General features: G+C 73.1%; 17 protein-coding genes and 1 pseudogene. 4 read left to right on the top strand and 14 right to left on the bottom strand.

Translation table 11 applies throughout. From position 1 onward, the window contains the following. Position 1: 1 nt before the first annotated feature. The 9 genes and pseudogenes from mutM to IG64_RS30715 form a co-directional block, all read right to left on the bottom strand. The gene (gene mutM / locus IG64_RS30755) at positions 2 to 889 is read right to left on the bottom strand and encodes a bifunctional DNA-formamidopyrimidine glycosylase/DNA-(apurinic or apyrimidinic site) lyase (protein WP_037862151.1); all 888 of its coding nucleotides are present in this window, start codon (positions 887 to 889) and stop codon (positions 2 to 4) included. Positions 890 to 1000: 111 nt separating this feature from the next. Next, entirely contained in the window at positions 1001 to 1840 is an 840-nt protein-coding gene (gene rnc / locus IG64_RS30750; RefSeq protein WP_199811685.1) for a ribonuclease III, read from the bottom strand. A 7-nt stretch (positions 1841 to 1847) separates the two neighbouring features. Continuing rightward, a complete protein-coding gene (gene rpmF, locus IG64_RS30745) occupies positions 1848 to 2021 on the bottom strand; it encodes a 50S ribosomal protein L32 (RefSeq protein ID WP_007493396.1) in 174 nt (57 codons plus the stop codon). Between the two features lie 2 nt (positions 2022 to 2023). Continuing rightward, positions 2024 to 2668, bottom strand: coding sequence for a YceD family protein (locus IG64_RS30740; RefSeq protein ID WP_037862147.1), 645 nt, complete (start codon positions 2666 to 2668; stop codon positions 2024 to 2026). 156 nt (positions 2669 to 2824) lie between these two features. Then, positions 2825 to 3961: an ATP synthase F0 subunit B gene (locus IG64_RS30735; RefSeq protein WP_037862145.1), complete on the bottom strand. Its 1137-nt coding sequence runs from the start codon at positions 3959 to 3961 to the stop codon at positions 2825 to 2827. A 99-nt stretch (positions 3962 to 4060) separates the two neighbouring features. Then, positions 4061 to 4540, bottom strand: coding sequence for a pantetheine-phosphate adenylyltransferase (gene coaD / locus IG64_RS30730; protein ID WP_037862143.1), 480 nt, complete (start codon positions 4538 to 4540; stop codon positions 4061 to 4063). Positions 4541 to 4566: 26 nt separating this feature from the next. Next, positions 4567 to 5157: pseudogene (gene rsmD, locus IG64_RS30725) on the bottom strand (16S rRNA (guanine(966)-N(2))-methyltransferase RsmD); the annotation flags it as partial. Positions 5158 to 5242: 85 nt separating this feature from the next. Then, positions 5243 to 7462 (bottom strand): ATP-dependent DNA helicase RecG, encoded by a 2220-nt coding sequence (gene recG, locus IG64_RS30720; protein WP_037862140.1) that lies wholly within the window; start codon positions 7460 to 7462, stop codon positions 5243 to 5245. Positions 7463 to 7600: 138 nt separating this feature from the next. Beyond that, positions 7601 to 9433, bottom strand: a complete 1833-nt coding sequence (locus IG64_RS30715) for a DAK2 domain-containing protein (protein ID WP_037862139.1) — start codon at positions 9431 to 9433, stop codon at positions 7601 to 7603. A gap of 265 nt (positions 9434 to 9698) precedes the next feature. Between IG64_RS30715 and rpmB the strand changes: the two genes are divergently transcribed. Continuing rightward, positions 9699 to 9884 (top strand): 50S ribosomal protein L28, encoded by a 186-nt coding sequence (rpmB, locus tag IG64_RS30710; protein WP_003993230.1) that lies wholly within the window; start codon positions 9699 to 9701, stop codon positions 9882 to 9884. Positions 9885 to 10136: 252 nt separating this feature from the next. Here rpmB and thiD read toward each other — a convergent pair whose 3' ends face one another. Both thiD and IG64_RS30700 read right to left on the bottom strand, forming a co-directional pair. Continuing rightward, positions 10137 to 10946 (bottom strand): bifunctional hydroxymethylpyrimidine kinase/phosphomethylpyrimidine kinase, encoded by an 810-nt coding sequence (thiD, locus tag IG64_RS30705; protein ID WP_037862138.1) that lies wholly within the window; start codon positions 10944 to 10946, stop codon positions 10137 to 10139. Next, positions 10943 to 11908 carry a thiamine-phosphate kinase gene (locus tag IG64_RS30700; protein ID WP_037862137.1) on the bottom strand — a complete coding sequence of 322 codons (966 nt, stop codon included), beginning with the start codon at positions 11906 to 11908 and terminating at the stop codon, positions 10943 to 10945. The genes thiD and IG64_RS30700 overlap by 4 nt, the downstream gene beginning before the upstream one ends. 218 nt (positions 11909 to 12126) lie before the next feature. Here IG64_RS30700 and IG64_RS30695 point away from each other — a divergent pair, with 218 nt between their 5' ends. Next, positions 12127 to 12360, top strand: coding sequence for an Lrp/AsnC family transcriptional regulator (locus IG64_RS30695; protein WP_030168388.1), 234 nt, complete (start codon positions 12127 to 12129; stop codon positions 12358 to 12360). 21 nt (positions 12361 to 12381) lie between these two features. Next, positions 12382 to 12867 (top strand): DUF3515 domain-containing protein, encoded by a 486-nt coding sequence (locus IG64_RS30690; RefSeq protein ID WP_037862136.1) that lies wholly within the window; start codon positions 12382 to 12384, stop codon positions 12865 to 12867. 115 nt (positions 12868 to 12982) lie between these two features. On the opposite strand, the gene IG64_RS30685 is transcribed toward IG64_RS30690, so the two are convergent. From IG64_RS30685 to IG64_RS30675, 3 genes are read right to left on the bottom strand one after another with little or no spacing between them, the layout of a single operon-like run. Further along, on the bottom strand, positions 12983 to 14140 hold the full coding sequence (locus IG64_RS30685; protein WP_037862134.1) for a D-alanine--D-alanine ligase family protein: 1158 nt from the start codon (positions 14138 to 14140) through the stop codon (positions 12983 to 12985). A gap of 58 nt (positions 14141 to 14198) precedes the next feature. Then, positions 14199 to 15218, bottom strand: coding sequence for an NAD(P)H-dependent glycerol-3-phosphate dehydrogenase (locus IG64_RS30680; protein WP_037862132.1), 1020 nt, complete (start codon positions 15216 to 15218; stop codon positions 14199 to 14201). Then, entirely contained in the window at positions 15215 to 16036 is an 822-nt protein-coding gene (locus tag IG64_RS30675) for a lysophospholipid acyltransferase family protein (protein WP_037862130.1), read from the bottom strand. The genes IG64_RS30680 and IG64_RS30675 overlap by 4 nt, the downstream gene beginning before the upstream one ends. Before the next feature lie 154 nt (positions 16037 to 16190). On the opposite strand from IG64_RS30675, the gene cofC reads away from it, so the two are divergent. Continuing rightward, on the top strand, positions 16191 to 16829 hold the full coding sequence (cofC, locus tag IG64_RS30670) for a 2-phospho-L-lactate guanylyltransferase (protein ID WP_037862128.1): 639 nt from the start codon (positions 16191 to 16193) through the stop codon (positions 16827 to 16829). Positions 16830 to 17044: the final 215 nt, after the last annotated feature.

Raw genomic sequence — 17044 nt, 5'->3', positions numbered from 1 at the left:
CTCAGCCCCGGCCGGACGGCCCGGGCGCGGCCGCCCGCGTGCGCGGTGCGGGCTGGCACTTCGGGCAGTAGTAGCTGGAACGGTTCATCCAGGGACGGCGGCGCATCGGCGTGGCGCAGCGGCGGCAGGGCATGCCCTCGCGGCCGTAGGCGTCCAGGGAGCGTTCGAAGTAGCCGGATTCGCCGTTGACGTTGACATACAGGCTGTCGAAACTGGTGCCGCCGACCGCGAGCGCCGCGTTCATCACGTCCCTGATGTGACCGAGGAGTTCGGCCGTGCGCGGGCGGGTGAAGCCGGTGGTGGGACGCTCGTAGTGCAGGCGCGCCCGCCACAGCGCCTCGTCGGCGTAGATGTTGCCGACGCCGCTGATCAGCGACTGGTCGAGCAGGGCCCGTTTGATCGTGGTGCGCTTGCGGCGCAGTGCCTGGTGGAACGCCTCGTCGTCGAACAGCGGATCGAGGGGGTCACGGGCGATGTGCGCGATGACGTCGGGCAGGCCGTCCGGTGTGTTGTCGTGCAGGGAGAGACCGCCGAAGGTGCGCTGGTCCACGAAACGCAGCTCGGTGCCGAGGGAGTCGGCGAACCGGACGCGGATGCGCAGGTGCTTCTCGTCGGGCGCCTCGTGCGGCTGCACCAGCAGCTGGCCGCTCATGCCGAGGTGGGCGAGGACGGACTGGTTGGTCTCCTCCAGCGGCAGCCACAGGTACTTGCCGCGCCGGGCGGCGGCGGCGATGTGGTGGCCCTTGAGGCGGTGCGCGAAGTCGTCGGCGCCCGCGACGTGCCGGCGTACGGCGCGCGGGTGCAGCACCTCGACGTCGGCGACGGTGCGGTGGGAGACCCACCGTTCCAGGCCGCGCCGGACGACCTCGACCTCGGGCAACTCGGGCATCGGGACCCCCGTCAGGACCGTGACCCCACGGTCCGCTGGACGAATCCGAGCGCCCGCCCGGAGCCGTGGGCTCGGGGCGGGCGCTCGGTCACGCTGTACTGCTCGTACCGGTCAGGCGGTGGCGGACGACGGGTCGCCGTCCTGGGCGGCGGCCTGCTCGGCCGCCTTGGCGCGCTCGTCCGCGGCGGCCTTGATGGCCCGCCAGGCGGACTCGGCGGCCTGCTGCTCCGCCTCCTTCTTGCTGCGGCCGGTGCCGGTGCCGTACGAGACGCCTCCGACGCGGGCGGCAGCAGTGAAGGTCTTCTCGTGGTCGGGGCCGGTCTCCGTGACCAGGTACTCGGGTACTCCGAGCCCTTCGGTCGCGGTGAGTTCCTGGAGGCTGGTCTTCCAGTCCAGGCCGGCTCCGAGGTTCGAGGACTTCTCGATCAGCGGGTCGAACAGGCGGTGCACCAGTTCGGAGGCCGCGTCGAGGCCCTGGTCGAGATAGACCGCGCCGATCACCGCTTCGAGGGTGTCGGCGAGGATGGAGGCCTTGTCCCGGCCGCCCGTGCCCTCTTCGCCCCGGCCGAGCCGGATGAAGGAACCCAGGTCGAGTCCGCGGCCCACTTCCGCCAGCGCACGCGAGTTGACCACCGCGGCCCGCAGCTTGGCCAGCTGGCCCTCGGGCAGGTCGGGGTGGGTGCGGTACAGCGTGTCCGTGACGACGAGGCCGAGGACGGAGTCACCGAGGAACTCCAGCCGCTCGTTCGTCGGCAGGCCGCCGTTCTCGTACGCGTAGGAACGGTGGGTCAGCGCGCGCACCAGAAGGGCGGACTCGAGCTGGTAGCCGAGCCGCCCTTCCAGAAGCGTGTGGGACGAGGCCGTGTTGTCCGACGGAACACCCCCGCGTCGGCGGGAACTGCTGGCGTCGGCGTCAGCCGCCTTCTTGGCAGTGGACACGGTGCCTCTCACCAGCCGCTCAGACCTCGAGGACCTGGCGCTTGTTGTAGGTGCCGCAAGACGGGCACGCGATGTGCTGCAGCTTGGGCTCGTGGCAGCGCTCGCACGCAACCAGGGTGGGGACCGCAGCCTTCCACTGCGACCGGCGGTGGCGCGTGTTGCTGCGCGACATCTTCCGCTTCGGAACAGCCACGGCTACTTCTCCTGCTTCTCGTCGACGCCCGCTTCGGCGCCGCTCATCTCGTCCTTCTCGCCGTCCGACGTGGTGCCGGCGAGTCCCTGCAAAGCCGCCCAACGGATGTCGACGGCGTCGTGGTGGTGGTCCGGGTCGTCCGCGAGCCGTACTCCGCACTGGGAGCACAGGCCCGGGCAGTCTTCCTGGCACACCGGCTGCATCGGCAGTGCGAGCACCACCGCATCGCGCAGCAGAGGTTCGAGGTCGAAGAGTCCGTCCTCGAGAAGGAGCCTGTCCTCGTCGTCCTCGGCGTCGTCGCCCGGTTCCGCGATCACGCGGCCCCGGTCGTCGGCGTCAGGGTACGAGAACATCTCCTGGAAGTCCGCTTCGAGCGCAAGCCCGACCGGCTCCAGACACCTTACGCACTCCCCCTCGGCCTGTGCACGGGCGGTGCCTGTGACGAGCACACCTTCCATGACCGACTCGAGCCGGAGTTCGAGTTCCACCGGGGCGCCTTCCGGCACTCCGATCACTCCGTGGATACCGAGGTCCCGGGGGGCCGGGACCTCGCGGGTCAGGCGCTGCAGCGCGCCGGGCCGCCGCCCCAGCTCATGTGTGTCGAACACGAGAGGGTTGCGGTGGTCGAGGCGGGAGCTGTGAGCCATTCCTGCTTTCGGTTTCCGAACTCGGAGGGACGCCGCCTCGGAGGTGCACCCGGGCAGCGCTGACCGCGCACTTACGCGCGACCGAAGAGCCAGGATACTTGACCTTTCGCTCTCGGCCCAATCCGGTCCCCGGGGCCGGAGCACGGCGGCCCGGAGCTACAGGCCGCGCCCCTGTTCGTAGGCCCGCAGCTGCTCTGCGCTGATCATGCCCGTGTCGAAGAGGCTGGTCTCGTCGAGCGCGTACCCCTGGTGGGACGGGCTCTGCTGCGCCTGCCGGCCCTGGTGCGCCTGCTGGACGTCGTGGGCCTGCTGCGTCTCGTGCGCCTGCTGGGGCTGGTGCGGGTCGTAGGCGCCGCTCTGGCCGGGGTCGTATCCCCCCTGGTAGCCGTAGGGGTCGGCCTGCTGGTAGCCGTACGGGTCCTGCTGGCCGCCGTAACCCTGCTGGTAGCCGCCGTAGGGATCGCCCTGGGCGGGCTGGGGCTGCTGGTAGCCGTAGGCGGGCTGGGGCTCGTACACCGGCTGCTGCGGCTGCTGCGGGCGGTCGGGCCGCTCGGCGGCCGGGGCGGCGGGACTCTCGGTGAGGTCCGCGAGACCGGCGAGGTAGTCGGCGTCGCTGGAGTGCTGCACGGTGCTGGTGTCGTCGGCGAGGGCGCCGAGGTCGTCGGTGGCGATGCGGCCGTGCAGCTTCTGCCGGCCGCGGCCGACGGCCTCCAGCGTCTTGGCGAGCACGGCCTCGAAGGCGCCCAGCTTGGCGTCGACGTAGGCGTCGGCGTCGCGGCGCAGGGTCTCCGGGTCGTGGCTGCGCTCGGGGGCGTCCTCGTCCTCGTAGCCGTCCTCGTTCAGGCCGGGGCCGGTGCCCAGCAGCTTCTCCCGGCCGCGGCCGACCGAGCCGAGGGTCTTGGTGAGGACCACCTCGAAGTTGGCGAGCTTGGAGTCGACGTAGTCGTCGGCCTCGGCGCGGACCTCCTCGGCCTCCCGGCGGGCCTCCGAGAGGATCCGGTCGGCCTCCGCCTGGGAGCGGCGGGCCACCTCGGTGTCGGAGATCAGCGAGCCGCGCTCGGCGTGCGCCGTCTCGATGATCCGCTCGGCCTCGCGCCGGGCCTCCTCGACCATCTGCTCACGGTCGCCGATCAGCTCCTGGGCCTGTGCCAGCGAACCGGGCAGGGCCTGGCGCACCTCGTCGAGCAGCGCGAGCAGTTCGGCGCGGTTGACCACGCACGAGGCCGACATGGGCATGGACCGGGCGCCGGAGACCCTCGTCACGATCTCGTCGAGCTTCTTCTGCACGTCCACGGTGTGCTCGCCACTCTCTACCGATGTGCGGGTAACGGACGGGACGACTGTACGACCATGAGGCTGCCGCCGGACACCGGGTGACGGGCCGTCAGGACGTCACTTCTTCTCCAGCCGGGCGGTCAGCGCCCGCAGGACCACGTCGGGCACCAGGTGGGCGATGTCGCCGCCCCAGGCCGCGACCTCCTTCACCAGGGAGGACGACAGGAAGCTGTAGGTGGGGTTGGTCGGCACGAAGAGCGTCTCGACGCCGGAGAGGCCGTTGTTCATCTGGGCCATCTGCAGCTCGTAGTCGAAGTCGCTGACCGCGCGCAGGCCCTTGACGATGGCGGGGATCTCGCGCTGCTTGCAGAAGTCGACGAGGAGGCCGTGGAAGGACTCGACGCGGACGTTGCCGTAGTCGGCGGTGACCTGGCGGATGAGGTCGATGCGCTCCTCGATCTCGAACAGGCCCTTCTTGGACTGGTTGATCATCACCGCCACGTAGACCTCGTCGTACAGACGGGAGGCGCGGGCAATGATGTCGAGGTGTCCATTGGTGATCGGGTCGAACGACCCGGGACAGACGGCGCGGCGCACTTGAGATCCCTCGCTCTCCGGTCCGGTCATCGTGCGTCTTCGCACGTAGAGGCGGCGCGACCGTACCAAAACGTTCCCTCGCCGTAGCGGCGGGCCCGGATCGCGTCGAAGCCGGGCGGCCACCCGAACTCGCCGCCTCTGGTGCTGCGCTCCACGGTGACGAGGGCCCCTGCGGCGAGCCACCCCTGAGAGCGGAGTGTGAGCAGAATCTCCCGAAGATCGTCGTCGGAGACGGCGTACGGCGGGTCGAGGAAGACGATGTCGTACGGGCCGGCCGGGGGCGGTGACTGGACGGCCTGCTCCGCGCGGCCGGCGCGCACCTCCGCGCCGGGCAGGCCGATGGCCTTCACGTTCTCCCGGACGGTGCGGGCGGCGCGGGCGTCGGCCTCGACGAGGAGGACGTGCCCGGCGCCGCGGGACAGGGCCTCCAGACCGACGGCGCCCGATCCGGCGTACAGGTCGAGGACCCGTTCGCCCTCCAGCGGGCCGCCGAGCAGGGACTGCCAGGTGGAGAACAGGCCTTCGCGCGCGCGGTCGGAGGTGGGGCGGGTGCGGCCTCCCTGCGGGACGGCAAGGCGACGTCCGCCGGCTTTGCCGGCGATCACGCGGGTCATCTGAGGTCCTTGATGGTGAGCGGCTTTGCGTTCAGTGTGGCCGGTCGCGCGGTCTGCCGCGCCCCTGGGCCGGTGTTGTCCGGTCTGTTCAGCCCTTTTCCAGGTACTGCTCCCTGTCCTCGTCCAGCAGGGCGTCCAGGGCCGTGCGCAGCCCGGGCAGGTGCTCCAGGGCGGGGTCGGCGGCCACCACGGCGGCGGCCTCCTCGCGGGCCTGGGCGATGATCTCCTCGTCCTCGATGACGGCGAGCACCCGCAGGCTGGTGCGCGCGCCGGACTGGGCCTGGCCGAGGACGTCGCCCTCGCGGCGCTGTTCGAGGTCGATGCGGGAGAGTTCGAAGCCGTCGAGGGTGGCCGCCACCGCGTTCAGCCGCTGGCGGGCGGCGCTCGCCTCGGGCATCTCGGTGACCAGCAGGCACAGGCCGGGCGCCGAGCCGCGGCCGACCCGGCCGCGCAGCTGGTGCAGCTGGGAGACGCCGAAGCGGTCGGCGTCGGTGATCACCATCACGGTGGCGTTGGGGACGTTGACGCCGACCTCGATGACGGTGGTGGCGACCAGCACGTCGGTGTCGCCCGCGGCGAAGCGGCGCATGACCGCGTCCTTGTCGTCGGGCTGCATCCTGCCGTGCAGCACCTCGACCTTCAGCCCCTGCAGGGGTCCCTTCGCGAGCTGCTCGGCCACGTCCAGGACCGCGAGCGGGGGACGCTTGTCGGCGCCTTCCTCCGGAGGCTTCTTCCCGGCGGCCTTCCCGGGGCCCTCCTCCTCGTCCCCGATGCGCGGGCAGACGACGTAGGCCTGGTGCCCCTGGGACACCTCTTCGCGCACCCGCTCCCAGGCGCGCGCGAGGAAGTGCGGTTTGTCGGCGGCCGGGACGACGTGGCTGGCGATGGGCGAGCGGCCGGCCGGGAGCTGGTCCAGGACGGAGGTCTCCAGGTCGCCGAAGACGGTCATCGCGACCGTGCGCGGAATGGGGGTGGCGGTCATGACCAGCAGGTGCGGTGGCTGCTTGCCCTTGCCGCGCAGGGCGTCGCGCTGCTCGACGCCGAAGCGGTGCTGTTCGTCCACGACGACGAGTCCGAGGTCGTGGAACTGCACCTTGTCCTCGATCAGCGCGTGGGTGCCGATCACCAGGCCTGCCTCGCCGGTGGCCAGGTCGAGCAGGGCCCGCCGGCGGGCGGCGGCGCCCATGGAGCCGGTGAGCAGCACCACCTTGGTGGCGTGCTCGGCGCCGCCCAGCATCCCTCCCTCGGCCAGCTCACCCATCATCTCGGTGACCGACCGGTGGTGCTGCTGGGCGAGCACCTCGGTGGGCGCGAGCATCGCGGCCTGTCCGCCCGCGTCCACGACGGCGAGCATGGCGCGCAGGGCCACCAGGGTCTTGCCCGACCCCACCTCGCCCTGGAGCAGCCGGTGCATGGGGTGGTCGGTGGCGAGGTCGTCGAAGATCTCCCGGGAGACCTTGCGCTGGCCTTCGGTGAGGGTGAACGGGAGGCGGTCGTCGAAGGCGGCGAGCAGGCCGTGCGGGCCGGGCTTCCTGGGCACGGCGGGAAGCTGCGTCTCGGCGTGCCTGCGGCGGGCCAGGGCGACCTGGAGGACGAACGCCTCGTCCCACTTGAGGCGGGCGCGGGCGTCGGCGACGTCCGCCTTGGTGTGCGGGCGGTGGATCTTGAGCAGGGCCTCGGGGAGGGTGACCAGGCCGCGGCCGGCGCGCAGGGCGGCGGGCAGCGGGTCGACGGCCTCCTGGGCGCTGGGCAGGACGGTCTGGACGGCCTTGCCGATCTTCCAGGACTCCAGTTTGGCGGTCGCCGGGTAGATCGGGATGAGGGCGCCGGCCCAGGACTCGACGGTCTCCTCGGCGTCACCCTGGAGCAGTTCGTAGGCGGGGTGGGCCAGCTGGAGGCGCCGGTTGAAGACGGAGACCTTGCCCGCGAACAGCGCGCGGGTGCCCGGCAGCAGTTCCTTGTGGGGTTTGTGCACGCCGTTGCCGAAGAAGACCAGCTGGAGCCGGCCGCTGCCGTCGGTGATCGTCACCTCCAGGCGCTGGCCCTTGCCGCGCGGCGCCCGGGAGGAGGCGAAGGTGTGCAGGCGGGCGTCGGCGACCTGGGCGACCACGGTGACGTGCTCGTCCATCGGGAGGTCGGCGAGGTGGGTGAGCTGGCCGCGCTCCTCGTATCTGCGGGGGTAGTGGTGGAGGAGGTCACCGACGGTGTGCAGGCCGAGGTGCTCGGCCATCACCTTCGCGGTGGCGGGGCCGAGCACCGACTTGAGCGGTTGGCGCAGTGGTTCTGGCAGTGCGGGCACGAGATCCATTGCACACCACCGCACCGACAATGCCGTAGCCGTCCGGGGAAACCCCTGGTCGCGCGGGGTGCCCGGGCTGTGGACGAGGCTCAGCCGGCCTCCCCGCGCGGCAGGCGCGGGCGGGAGGAGGAGGGCGGCGCCGGGCCGCTACTCCACGCCGATGAGCAGCAGGGCGCCCTGCCTGCCGCCCCGGTAGACGACCGTGTCGACGGCCAGGTAGGAGTCGCGGACGCGGGCTTCGAGGTCGCCGGCGACGGTGTCGGGGACCTCGTCGCCGAGGACGAGGGTGACCAGTTCGCCGCCGGCCGCGAGCATCCGGTCCAGGACGGTCCGGGCGGTGGCGGTGACGTCCGGGCCGATGACCGCGACGTCGCCGTCGATGAGGCCGAGGACGTCCCCGGCCTGGCAGATGCCGGCGGTGGTCCAGGAGCGGTGCTCGGCGACGACGACCTCGGCGTGGCGGGTGGCCCCGGCGGCCGCGGTCATGGCCACGACGTCCTCGTCGAAGCGGCGGCCGGGCTCGTGCACGGCGAGGGCGGCGATGCCCTGGACCGCCGAGCGGGTCGGGATGAGGGCGACCCGGATGCCCTCGCGGCGGGCCTGCTCGGCCGCCGCGGCGGCGGTGTCGCGCAGCTCGGCGTCGTTGGGCAGCAGCACCACCTCGCGCGCGTGCGCCCGCCGCAGGGCCTCCACCAGCTCGCCGCTGGCCGGCGGCTCGCCCGGGCGGGCGAGCACCGGCATCGCCCCGGCCTCGGCGCACAGTGCGGCCAGCCCCTCGCCCGGGACGACGGCCACCACCGCGCGCGGGGCGGGCTCGCGCGTCCGCTCGGCGGTGGCGGCGGTGTGCGCGTCGCCCGCGCCGAAGTGCGTGATCCGGATCCGGTGCGGACGGCCGGCCTCCACACCGGCCTCCACCGCGGCCCCGGCGTCGTCCACGTGCACGTGGACGTTCCACAGCCCGTCGCCGCCCACCACGACCAGGGAGTCCCCGAGCGCGTCGAGCCGCTGCCGCAGCCGGGCGACGGCGAGGTCCTCGGCCTCCAGGAGGTAGGTGACCTCGAAGGCGGGGCCGCCGCCCGCGGAGGCGGCCGAAGGGGCGGCGGAGGCGGTGGGCGGGCAGGGCGCCGGGGGCCCGGCCGCCGCGCAGGACCCGGGAGTCTCGGCGGGTTCGGCGTCGTCCCGCACGCGCGCGTGCGGGACGACGGACCGGTTTCCGGCCGCGCGCACCGGCGGGGCGCCGCCCTCCCCCGGCCCGCTCCGCGCGCCCGGCCCCCGGGAGGCGGGCGTCTTCCCCGCGGGCGCCTCGTGGCCGGCGGACGGCGCCCGCCCCGTGAACGTCTCGACCAGGGCCGCGAGGACGGCCACCAGGCCGCGTCCGCCCGCGTCGACCACCCCGGCGCGCTCCAGGACGGCCAGTTGGCCGGGGGTCGCGGCCAGGGCCGTGCGCGCGCCCTCGTAGGCCGCCCGTGCCACCGCCCCGCAGTCGCCCTCGGCACCGGTGGCCGCGTCGGCGGCGGCCGAGGCGACCGAGAGGACGGTGCCCTCGACGGGGTGGGCCACGGCCTGCCGGGCCGAGTCGGCGGCCCGCCGCAGGGCGAGCCGCAGCCCGCGGCCGTCGGTGTGGGCGCTGTCACCGTCGGCGGCGAGCACCTCCGCCATGCCGCGCAGCAGCTGGGCGAGGATCGTGCCGGAGTTGCCGCGGGCGCCGATGAGCGCCCCGTGCGCCATCGCGCGCGCGGCCTCGGAGAGCGAGGGGCCGCCGGACGCCGCGCCGCCCGCCTCGTGGCCCGCGAAGACGGCCTCGACGGCCGCGGCGGCGGACTCGGCGGTCAGGTAGAGATTGGTGCCGGTGTCACCGTCGGCCACGGGATAGACGTTGATCGCGTCGATCTCCTCGCGCGCGCGGCCGAGGGCGCGCAGGGCCAGGCCGCACCAGGTGCGCACCGCCGGCGCGTCGAACGTCTGCGCCACCTGCGCCACCTGCGCCTCCTCGAGCTGCTGGACCGGACGGCAGCGTAGACCCAGGGGCGGCGCCCGCCGGAGGAGGGCCCGGGCGGGCCCCTGAGCCGCCATGGTAGTTTCGTTGTACGGGAGCAGGCGTTGTATGCTGCTCCGGTTGCCCGATCCGTCGGGCTCTTCCCCCTGGCACCGCCACTCAGATTCAGCGTGCTCTCCGAGCCTCCGGATCCTGATCCCGGCATGCCGGGATCAACCGTAAGTGCATCTGAAGTCTTTGGAGTGACCCGTGGCTGCCAACTGCGACGTCTGCGGCAAGGGGCCGGGCTTCGGCAACAACATCTCGCACTCGCACCGCCGTACGTCCCGTCGCTGGAACCCGAACATCCAGCGTGTGCGTACCGTGGTCGGCGGGACGCCGAAGCGCGTGAACGCTTGCACCTCGTGCATCAAGGCCGGCAAGGTCTCGCGCTGACGCTCAGCTGAGCGCGCGGCCACTGCCGGTTCGCTGCACTGAGCCGGTCCACCTGTCAGGTGGGCCGGCTTTTTGCCGTACCCGGACGCCGCGCACCGCGCCCGCCTGCCGGGATCGGGGAATGCCTGCGCGCCGCCGACGGGTGGCACGTACGCCGCCGGGCCGGACGGACCGGCTGCCCGGCTCGCGCGGGGTGGCCCGTTCCGTCAGGCGGCTCACCGGGAGGGCGGCCACCGCGGTCGGGCCGGCGGGCTACCCGGCGGTGTGCGGTGTGCGGAACCTCCAGCCGTGGTCCACGGGACCGATCCCGCCGCCGAGCGCGAAGCCGGCCGCGATGGCCCCGGTGACGTACTCCTTGGCGGCCCTCACGGCCTCGGGCACGGACTGCCCCTTGGCGAGCTGCGCGGCGACGGCGGAGGCCAGGGTGCAGCCCGTGCCGTGCGTGTGCCGGTTGTCGAGGCGCGGGGCGCGCAGCCAGTGTTCCTCACGGCCGTCGGTGAGCAGGTCGACGGCGTCTCCCGCGAGGTGGCCGCCCTTGATCAGCACCCAGGCCGGGCCGTACGCCAGGACGGCGTCGGCGGCCTCGCGCAGCTGGTCCTCCGAGGTGACCTCGACGCCGGTGAGTTGGGCGACCTCGTCGAGGTTGGGGGTGGCGACGGTGGCCGTGGGCAGCAGCGCGGCGCGCACCGACTCCAGGGCGGAGGCGGCCAGCAGCGGATCGCCGTGCTTGGAGACGCCGACGGGGTCGACGACCACGGGCGCGTCCGTGCCGGCCAGCAACGCCGCGACCGTCTCGACCAGTTCCGCCGAGGACAGCATGCCGGTCTTGACCGCCTGGACGCCGATGTCGTCGACGACGCTGCGGTACTGGGCCCGGACCGCCTCCACGGGCAGTTCCCAGGCGCCCTGCACGCCGAGGGAGTTCTGCGCGGTGACCGCGGTGAGCACGCTCATGCCGTGCACGCCGAGGGCGAGCATCGTCTTCAGGTCGGCCTGGATGCCTGCGCCGCCGCCGGAGTCGGAACCGGCGACGGTCAGGACGCGGGGGGGCGCGGCGCTCACGACTCGATGTCCCCGAAGTGGTCCCAGCCGCCCTTTTTGGTCCAGGGGGCGCCGTCGACCGTGACCTGGGGCAGGGCCGAGGGGTTGAGCACTTCGCCGATCACCTTCCAGCGGGCCGGCAGTTTCACGTCCGGGGGGAAGGTCGCCACGATCGCGTGGTCCTCCCCCCCGGTCAGCACCCACTGCAGCGGGTCGACGCCGACGGCCTGCCCGATGTCGTTCATCTGCGAGGGGATGTCGATGGCGCCGGAGCGGACATCGATGCGGACCTTGCTGGCCTCCGCGATGTGCCCGAGGTCGGCGATGAGTCCGTCGCTGACGTCGCACATCGCGGTCGCGCCGAGTCCGGCGGCGGCCGGGCCCGCGTGGTACGGCGGTTCGGGCCTGCGGTGGGCCTCGACGAAGGCGCGCGGGGAGCGGAAGCCGCGGCAGAGCACGGCGTACCCCGCGGCGGACCAGCCCAGCCAGCCGGTGACGGCGACGAGGTCACCGGGCTGGGCGCCCGCGCGGGTCACCGGTTCGTGGTTGCGCAGGTCGCCGAGGGCGGTGATCGACACCATGATCGTGTCGCCGCGGACCACGTCGCCGCCGACCACGGAGGCTCCGGCGACCTGGCACTCGTCGCGCAGGCCGTCCATCATCTCGGTGGGCCAGGTGACCGGCAGTTCGGCGGGGACGACCAGGCCGAGCAGCAGCGCGGTCGGCACGGCACCCATGGCGGCGATGTCCGCGAGGTTCTGGGCGGCGGCCTTGCGGCCCACGTCGTACGCCGTGGACCAGTCGCGGCGGAAGTGCCGCCCCTCCAGGAGTATGTCGGTGCTCGCCACGACCCTGCGGTCGGGGGCGGCGACCACCGCGGCGTCGTCGCCGGGGCCGACCCGGACCGCCGGGGTGGTGGTGAGACGGGAGGTGAGCTCCCTGATGAGCCCGAACTCCCCGAGCTCACCAACAGTGCCCTTCATTGCCCTTACGCCCCTTCTGTCCCTGTGCGTTCCCGGTCGGGTTCCCACTCGCGCGTCCGCGCGGGCCTCGTTACGGTCGTGGTGTCCGTCGACTTCAGTCCTACCTGCACCCCGGCGCGCGGGCCACGTCGGTCCCGGGTCTCCCCGTGGCGTGCGGCGACGCGATACCGTGGCGTTCCTTTTCCCCACATGATCCTCGTGGCCGCCCTGGAGGTTCCGTGGTACAGGCGTACATCCTGATCCAGACGGAGGTCGGCAAGGCGTCGACCGTCGCCGAGACGATCAGCAAACTGCCCGGAGTGATCCAGGCCGAGGACGTGACGGGTCCCTACGACGTCATCGTGCGCGCGCAGGCCGACACCGTCGACGACCTGGGCCGCATGGTGGTCGCCAAGGTCCAGCAAGTGGAGGGCATCACCCGCACCCTGACCTGCCCGGTCGTGCATCTGTAGCCCCCGTCTACCCTTGGGCCGGTGAGTTCCTTCCGTCACCGGCTGCTCGGCCTGCCCGTCGCCCTCGCCGCGCTGATCACCGCAGCGGGCTGCTCCTCAAGCGACGACCGTGCCACCGCTGCGGTTCCCAGCCCGGACACGGCGGTCGCGAAGCTGTGCGGGAACCTGGACAGAGCACTGCCGCAGAAAGTGGACGGGCTGAGCCGCAAGGACCCGCGGCCCGGCTCCGCGCTCACCGCGGGCTGGGGAAGCCCGGCGATCATACTGCGCTGCGGTGTCCCCCGGCCCGCCGAGATGGACGACCCGGAGGCCGACGGCGCGGAGGTGGACGGGGTCGGCTGGCTGCTCCAGAAGCAGCCGGACGGCTCGTTCCGCTTCACCACCACCCTGCGCAAGGCCTACGTCGAGGTCAGCCTGCCCGCGAGCCGCACCGGGAACGGCGTGGCCCCGCTGGTCTCCCTGGCCCCGGCCGTCAAGAAGGCGATCCCCGAGGGGATCGCCGACTGAGATCTTCGCCGGGTGCGAGGAGCGGGGGGCCGCCGTGGGGCCCGGGCCGGCGGCCGGCCCCGCACCCACGCGGCGGAGCCGCGTGCCGGTCCCCCGCGCCCCGTGCGGGGCGCTTTCAGCGCAGGCCGGTCGACCGGTTCAGCGCCGCCTGGATGAGGCGGTCCACCAGTTCCTCGTAGGAGACGCCGGTGGCCTGCCACATCTTCGGGTACATCGAGATGGGCGTGAAGCCGGGCATGGTGTTGATCTCGTTGATGACGAACTCGCCGTCCTCGTCGAGGAAGAAGTCCGCGCGGACCAGGCCCTCGCAGGAGGCCGCCTCGAACGCCTCCACCGCCAGCCGCCGCACCTCGGCGGTCTGCTCCCCGGTGAGCGGGGCGGGCACGATGCCGGGCGTGGAGTCGATGTACTTGGCCTCGAAGTCGTAGTACGCGTGCTGCTGGGGCGGCGGGATCTCGGCCGGCAGGGAGGCGCGCGGGCCGTCCTCGAACTCCAGCACCCCGCACTCGATCTCCCGGCCGCGCACCGCGGCCTCCACGAGCACCTTCGGGTCGTGCCGCCGGGCCTCCTCGATCGCCTCGTCCAGGCCGGAGAGGTCGTCGACCTTGGTGATGCCGATCGAGGAGCCCGCGCGCGCGGGCTTCACGAACAGCGGCCAGCCGTGCTCGCCGGCGAAGTCGACGATCTTCCTGCGGGCCGCCGACCGGTCCCCCGCCCACTCGCGCGGGCGGATCACCACGTACGGGCCGACCTTGAGCCCGAAGGAGGTGAACACCCGCTTCATGTACTCCTTGTCCTGGCCGACGGCCGAGGCGAGCACGCCCGAGCCGACGTAGGGCACGCCGGAGAGCTCCAGCAGGCCCTGGAGGGTGCCGTCCTCGCCGTAGGGGCCGTGCAGCACCGGGAAGACGACGTCGACCTCGCCGAGCGCCTTGGGCACCGAGCCCGGCTCGCTGTAGACGACTTCGCGGCTGCCCGGGTCGACGGGGAGCACCACGCCGCCCTCACCGGTCTCGGCGAGGTCGTCGACGCTGGGCGTACGCCGGTCGGTGATCGCCATGCGGTCCGGGTCGTCCGCGGTCAGGGCCCAGCGGCCGTCCCGGGTGATGCCGATCGGCAGGACCTCGTACTTGGTCCGGTCGATGGCGCGCAGCACCGCACCGGCGGTGACCACGGAGATCCCGTGTTCGGAGCTGCGGCCGCCGCAGACGACGGCCACGCGCGGCTTGCGAGGCGGCTGCTCGGGGCTCTGGGGGAGGTTCTCGGTGCTCATATCGCGATGAGAGTACCCGGTGGTAGGGCCCGGGGGCAGGCTGGGAAACGCGGGTCGCTCAGCGTCGTTCGGGCTTCGCGCTGCGCGACATCAGCTCCTTGAGGGCGTCCTTCGGGGATTTGCCTTCGTGCACGATGCCGACGACCGTCTCGGTCAGGGGCATGTCGACGCCGTGCCGGCGGGCCAGATCCAGCACCGACTCACAGGACTTGACGCCCTCGGCGGTCTGCTTGGTGACCGCGATGGTCTCCTGGAGCGTCATGCCCTTGCCGAGGTTGGTGCCGAAGGTGTGGTTGCGCGAGAGCGGCGAGGAGCAGGTGGCCACCAGGTCGCCGAGGCCGGCCAGGCCGGAGAAGGTCAGCGGGTCGGCGCCCAGGGCCATGCCCAGGCGGGTGGTCTCGGCGAGCCCGCGCGTGATGAGGGAGCCCTTGGCGTTGTCGCCGAGCCCCATGCCGTCCGCGATGCCGACGGCGAGGCCGATGACGTTCTTGACGGCGCCGCCCAGTTCGCAGCCGACGACGTCGGTGTTGGTGTACGGCCGGAAGTACGGGGTGTGGCAGGCGGCCTGGAGCCGGCGGGCGACGGCCTCGTCGGTGCAGGCCACCACGGCGGCGGCCGGCATGCGGGCGGCGATCTCGCGGGCGAGGTTGGGTCCGGTGACCACGGCGATGCGGTCCGGCCCGACCTTCACGACGTCCTCGACGACCTCGCTCATGCGCATGGCGGAGCCGAGTTCGACGCCCTTCATCAGGGAGACGACGACGGTGTCCGGGGCCAGCAGCGGCCGCCATGCGGCCAGGTTGGCGCGCAGGGTCTGGGAGGGGACGGCGAGGACCGTGAAGTCGGCGCCGCGGGCGGCCTCGGCGGGGTCCGTCGTGGCCCGCACGGTACGCGGGAGTTCGATGCCGGGCAGGTAGTCCGGATTGGTCCGGGTGGAGTTGACCGCCTCGGCCACCTCCGGGCGGCGGGCCCACAGGGTGACGTCGCAGCCGGCGTCGGCGAGGACCACGGCGAAGGCGGTGCCCCACGATCCGGTGCCGAAGACGGCCGCCCTGACCGGCTGGTCCGGCTTGCTCACGTGCCCTGCCCCTCTTCCTGCACCGCTTTCTCCCGCGCTGCCTCGTCCTGTTCCCGCGCGGCCCCGGTCCGGCCCTGTGCCGTCTGCGCCTGGGTCCTGCGGCGCTGTTCGATCCGCTCGCGGCGCGGGTCGTACGGCACGGCCGGCGCCTTCTCGCCGCGGATGTGCTCCAGCTGGCGCGTGACGGCGGCCATGATGACCTCGGTGGCCTCCTTCAGCACCTCCGGGGTCATGTCGCGGTCGTAGAAGCGCGAGAGGTCCACCGGCGGCCCGGCCAGCACGTGGTGGGTCTTGCGGGGCAGCAGCCTGGGCTTCTTGGCGTAGGGCGGCAGGAGTTCGTTGGCGCCCCACTGGGCGACCGGGATCACCGGGCACCGGGTCTGCAGCGCGACCCGGGCGGCACCGGTCTTGCCGGTCATCGGCCAGCCGTCGGGGTCGCGGGTGAGGGTGCCCTCGGGGTAGAAGGCGACGCACTCGCCGCGCTCCACGGCGTCGATCGCGGCGCGGAAGGCGCTCAGCGCGTCCGTGCTCTCCCGGTAGACGGGGATCTGCCCGGTGCCGCGCATGGCGGCGCCGACGAATCCCTTCTTGAAAAGCCCGCTCTTGGCGAGGAATCGCGGGACGCGGCCGGTGTTGTACTGGAAGTGGGCGTACGCGAAGGGGTCGATGTGCGAATTGTGGTTCACCGCCGTGATAAATCCGCCCTCCCTCGGCATGTTCTCCATTCCACGCCAGTCCCGCTTGATCAGAACCACCAGCGGCGGTTTGCAGATCACCGCTGCGAAGCGGTACCAGAAGCCGATTCTGCGGCGGGGCACACGAACACCTTCCTCTAGGGCTGACCTGTGGGCCGGGGGGCCGCACAAGTGTCGCCCCAGGCCGCCGGTCTGTCGAGGGACACCGTACGCCCCGGCCTGCCCGCGACCCGATGGGCCAGGGAGAATGTCCGCGACGAGAGAGGGACGAACGCCCGTGCAGTGGACCTTGGTGATCCCCCTGAAGCCCCTGTCGCGGGCCAAGAGCAGACTCTCGGACACCGCCCACGACGGCGTACGCCCGCACCTGGCCCTGGCCTTCGCCCAGGACACGGTGGCGGCGGCGCTGGACTGCCCCGCGGTCGCGGATGTGGCGGTCGTCACGGACGACCGGCTGGCCGCACGGGAGCTGGCGGTGCTGGGCGCGCGGATCGTCCCCGACGCCCCGCGGGCCGGCCTGAACGCCGCGCTGGCGCACGGTGCGGCGACCGTACGGGCGGCCGGCGGGGCCCGCCCGGTGGCGGCCCTGAACGCGGACCTGCCCGCACTGCGGCCGACGGAACTGGCCCGGGTCCTGGAGGCCGCGACGGAATTCCCGCGCGCATTTCTCGCGGACGCCGCACAGATCGGCACCACCTTGCTCGCGGTCGCCCCGGAGCAGGAATTGCGGCCGGCTTTCGGCACCGGTTCCCGCGGCCGCCACCGGGAATCCGGGGCGGTGGAACTGCGGCTCGACTCGGTGCCTTCGGTACGCCAGGACGTGGACACCGGCGACGACCTGCGGGCGGCCCTGGCCCTGGGGGTCGGCCCGCGCACGGCGGCCGCGGCGGCACGCCTGCTGATCGCCGGGCAGTGAGAGCGGGCGGGCAGGAATGAAGGCGATCCCGGAACAAGCGGGTCCCGGGAACGGGAGGCCGGGGCCGGGGAGACCAGGACCGGGGAGACCGGAGAACGAAAGACCGGAAAGCGGAGGGCCGGGGAACGGAAGGCCGGGGAAACGGCAGGCCGGGATCCGGGAGGCCGGGCGGGGGCGGGCGGGCAGGGGCGGGCGGGCTCCGGAGGGGGCAGTAG

The sequence above is a fragment of the Streptomyces sp. NRRL S-340 genome, from assembly GCF_000720185.1.
GTDB lineage: Bacteria > Actinomycetota > Actinomycetes > Streptomycetales > Streptomycetaceae > Streptomyces.
Note: the sequence above shows the minus strand (reverse complement) of the source record. Positions and strands in the feature narration are given on the sequence as shown.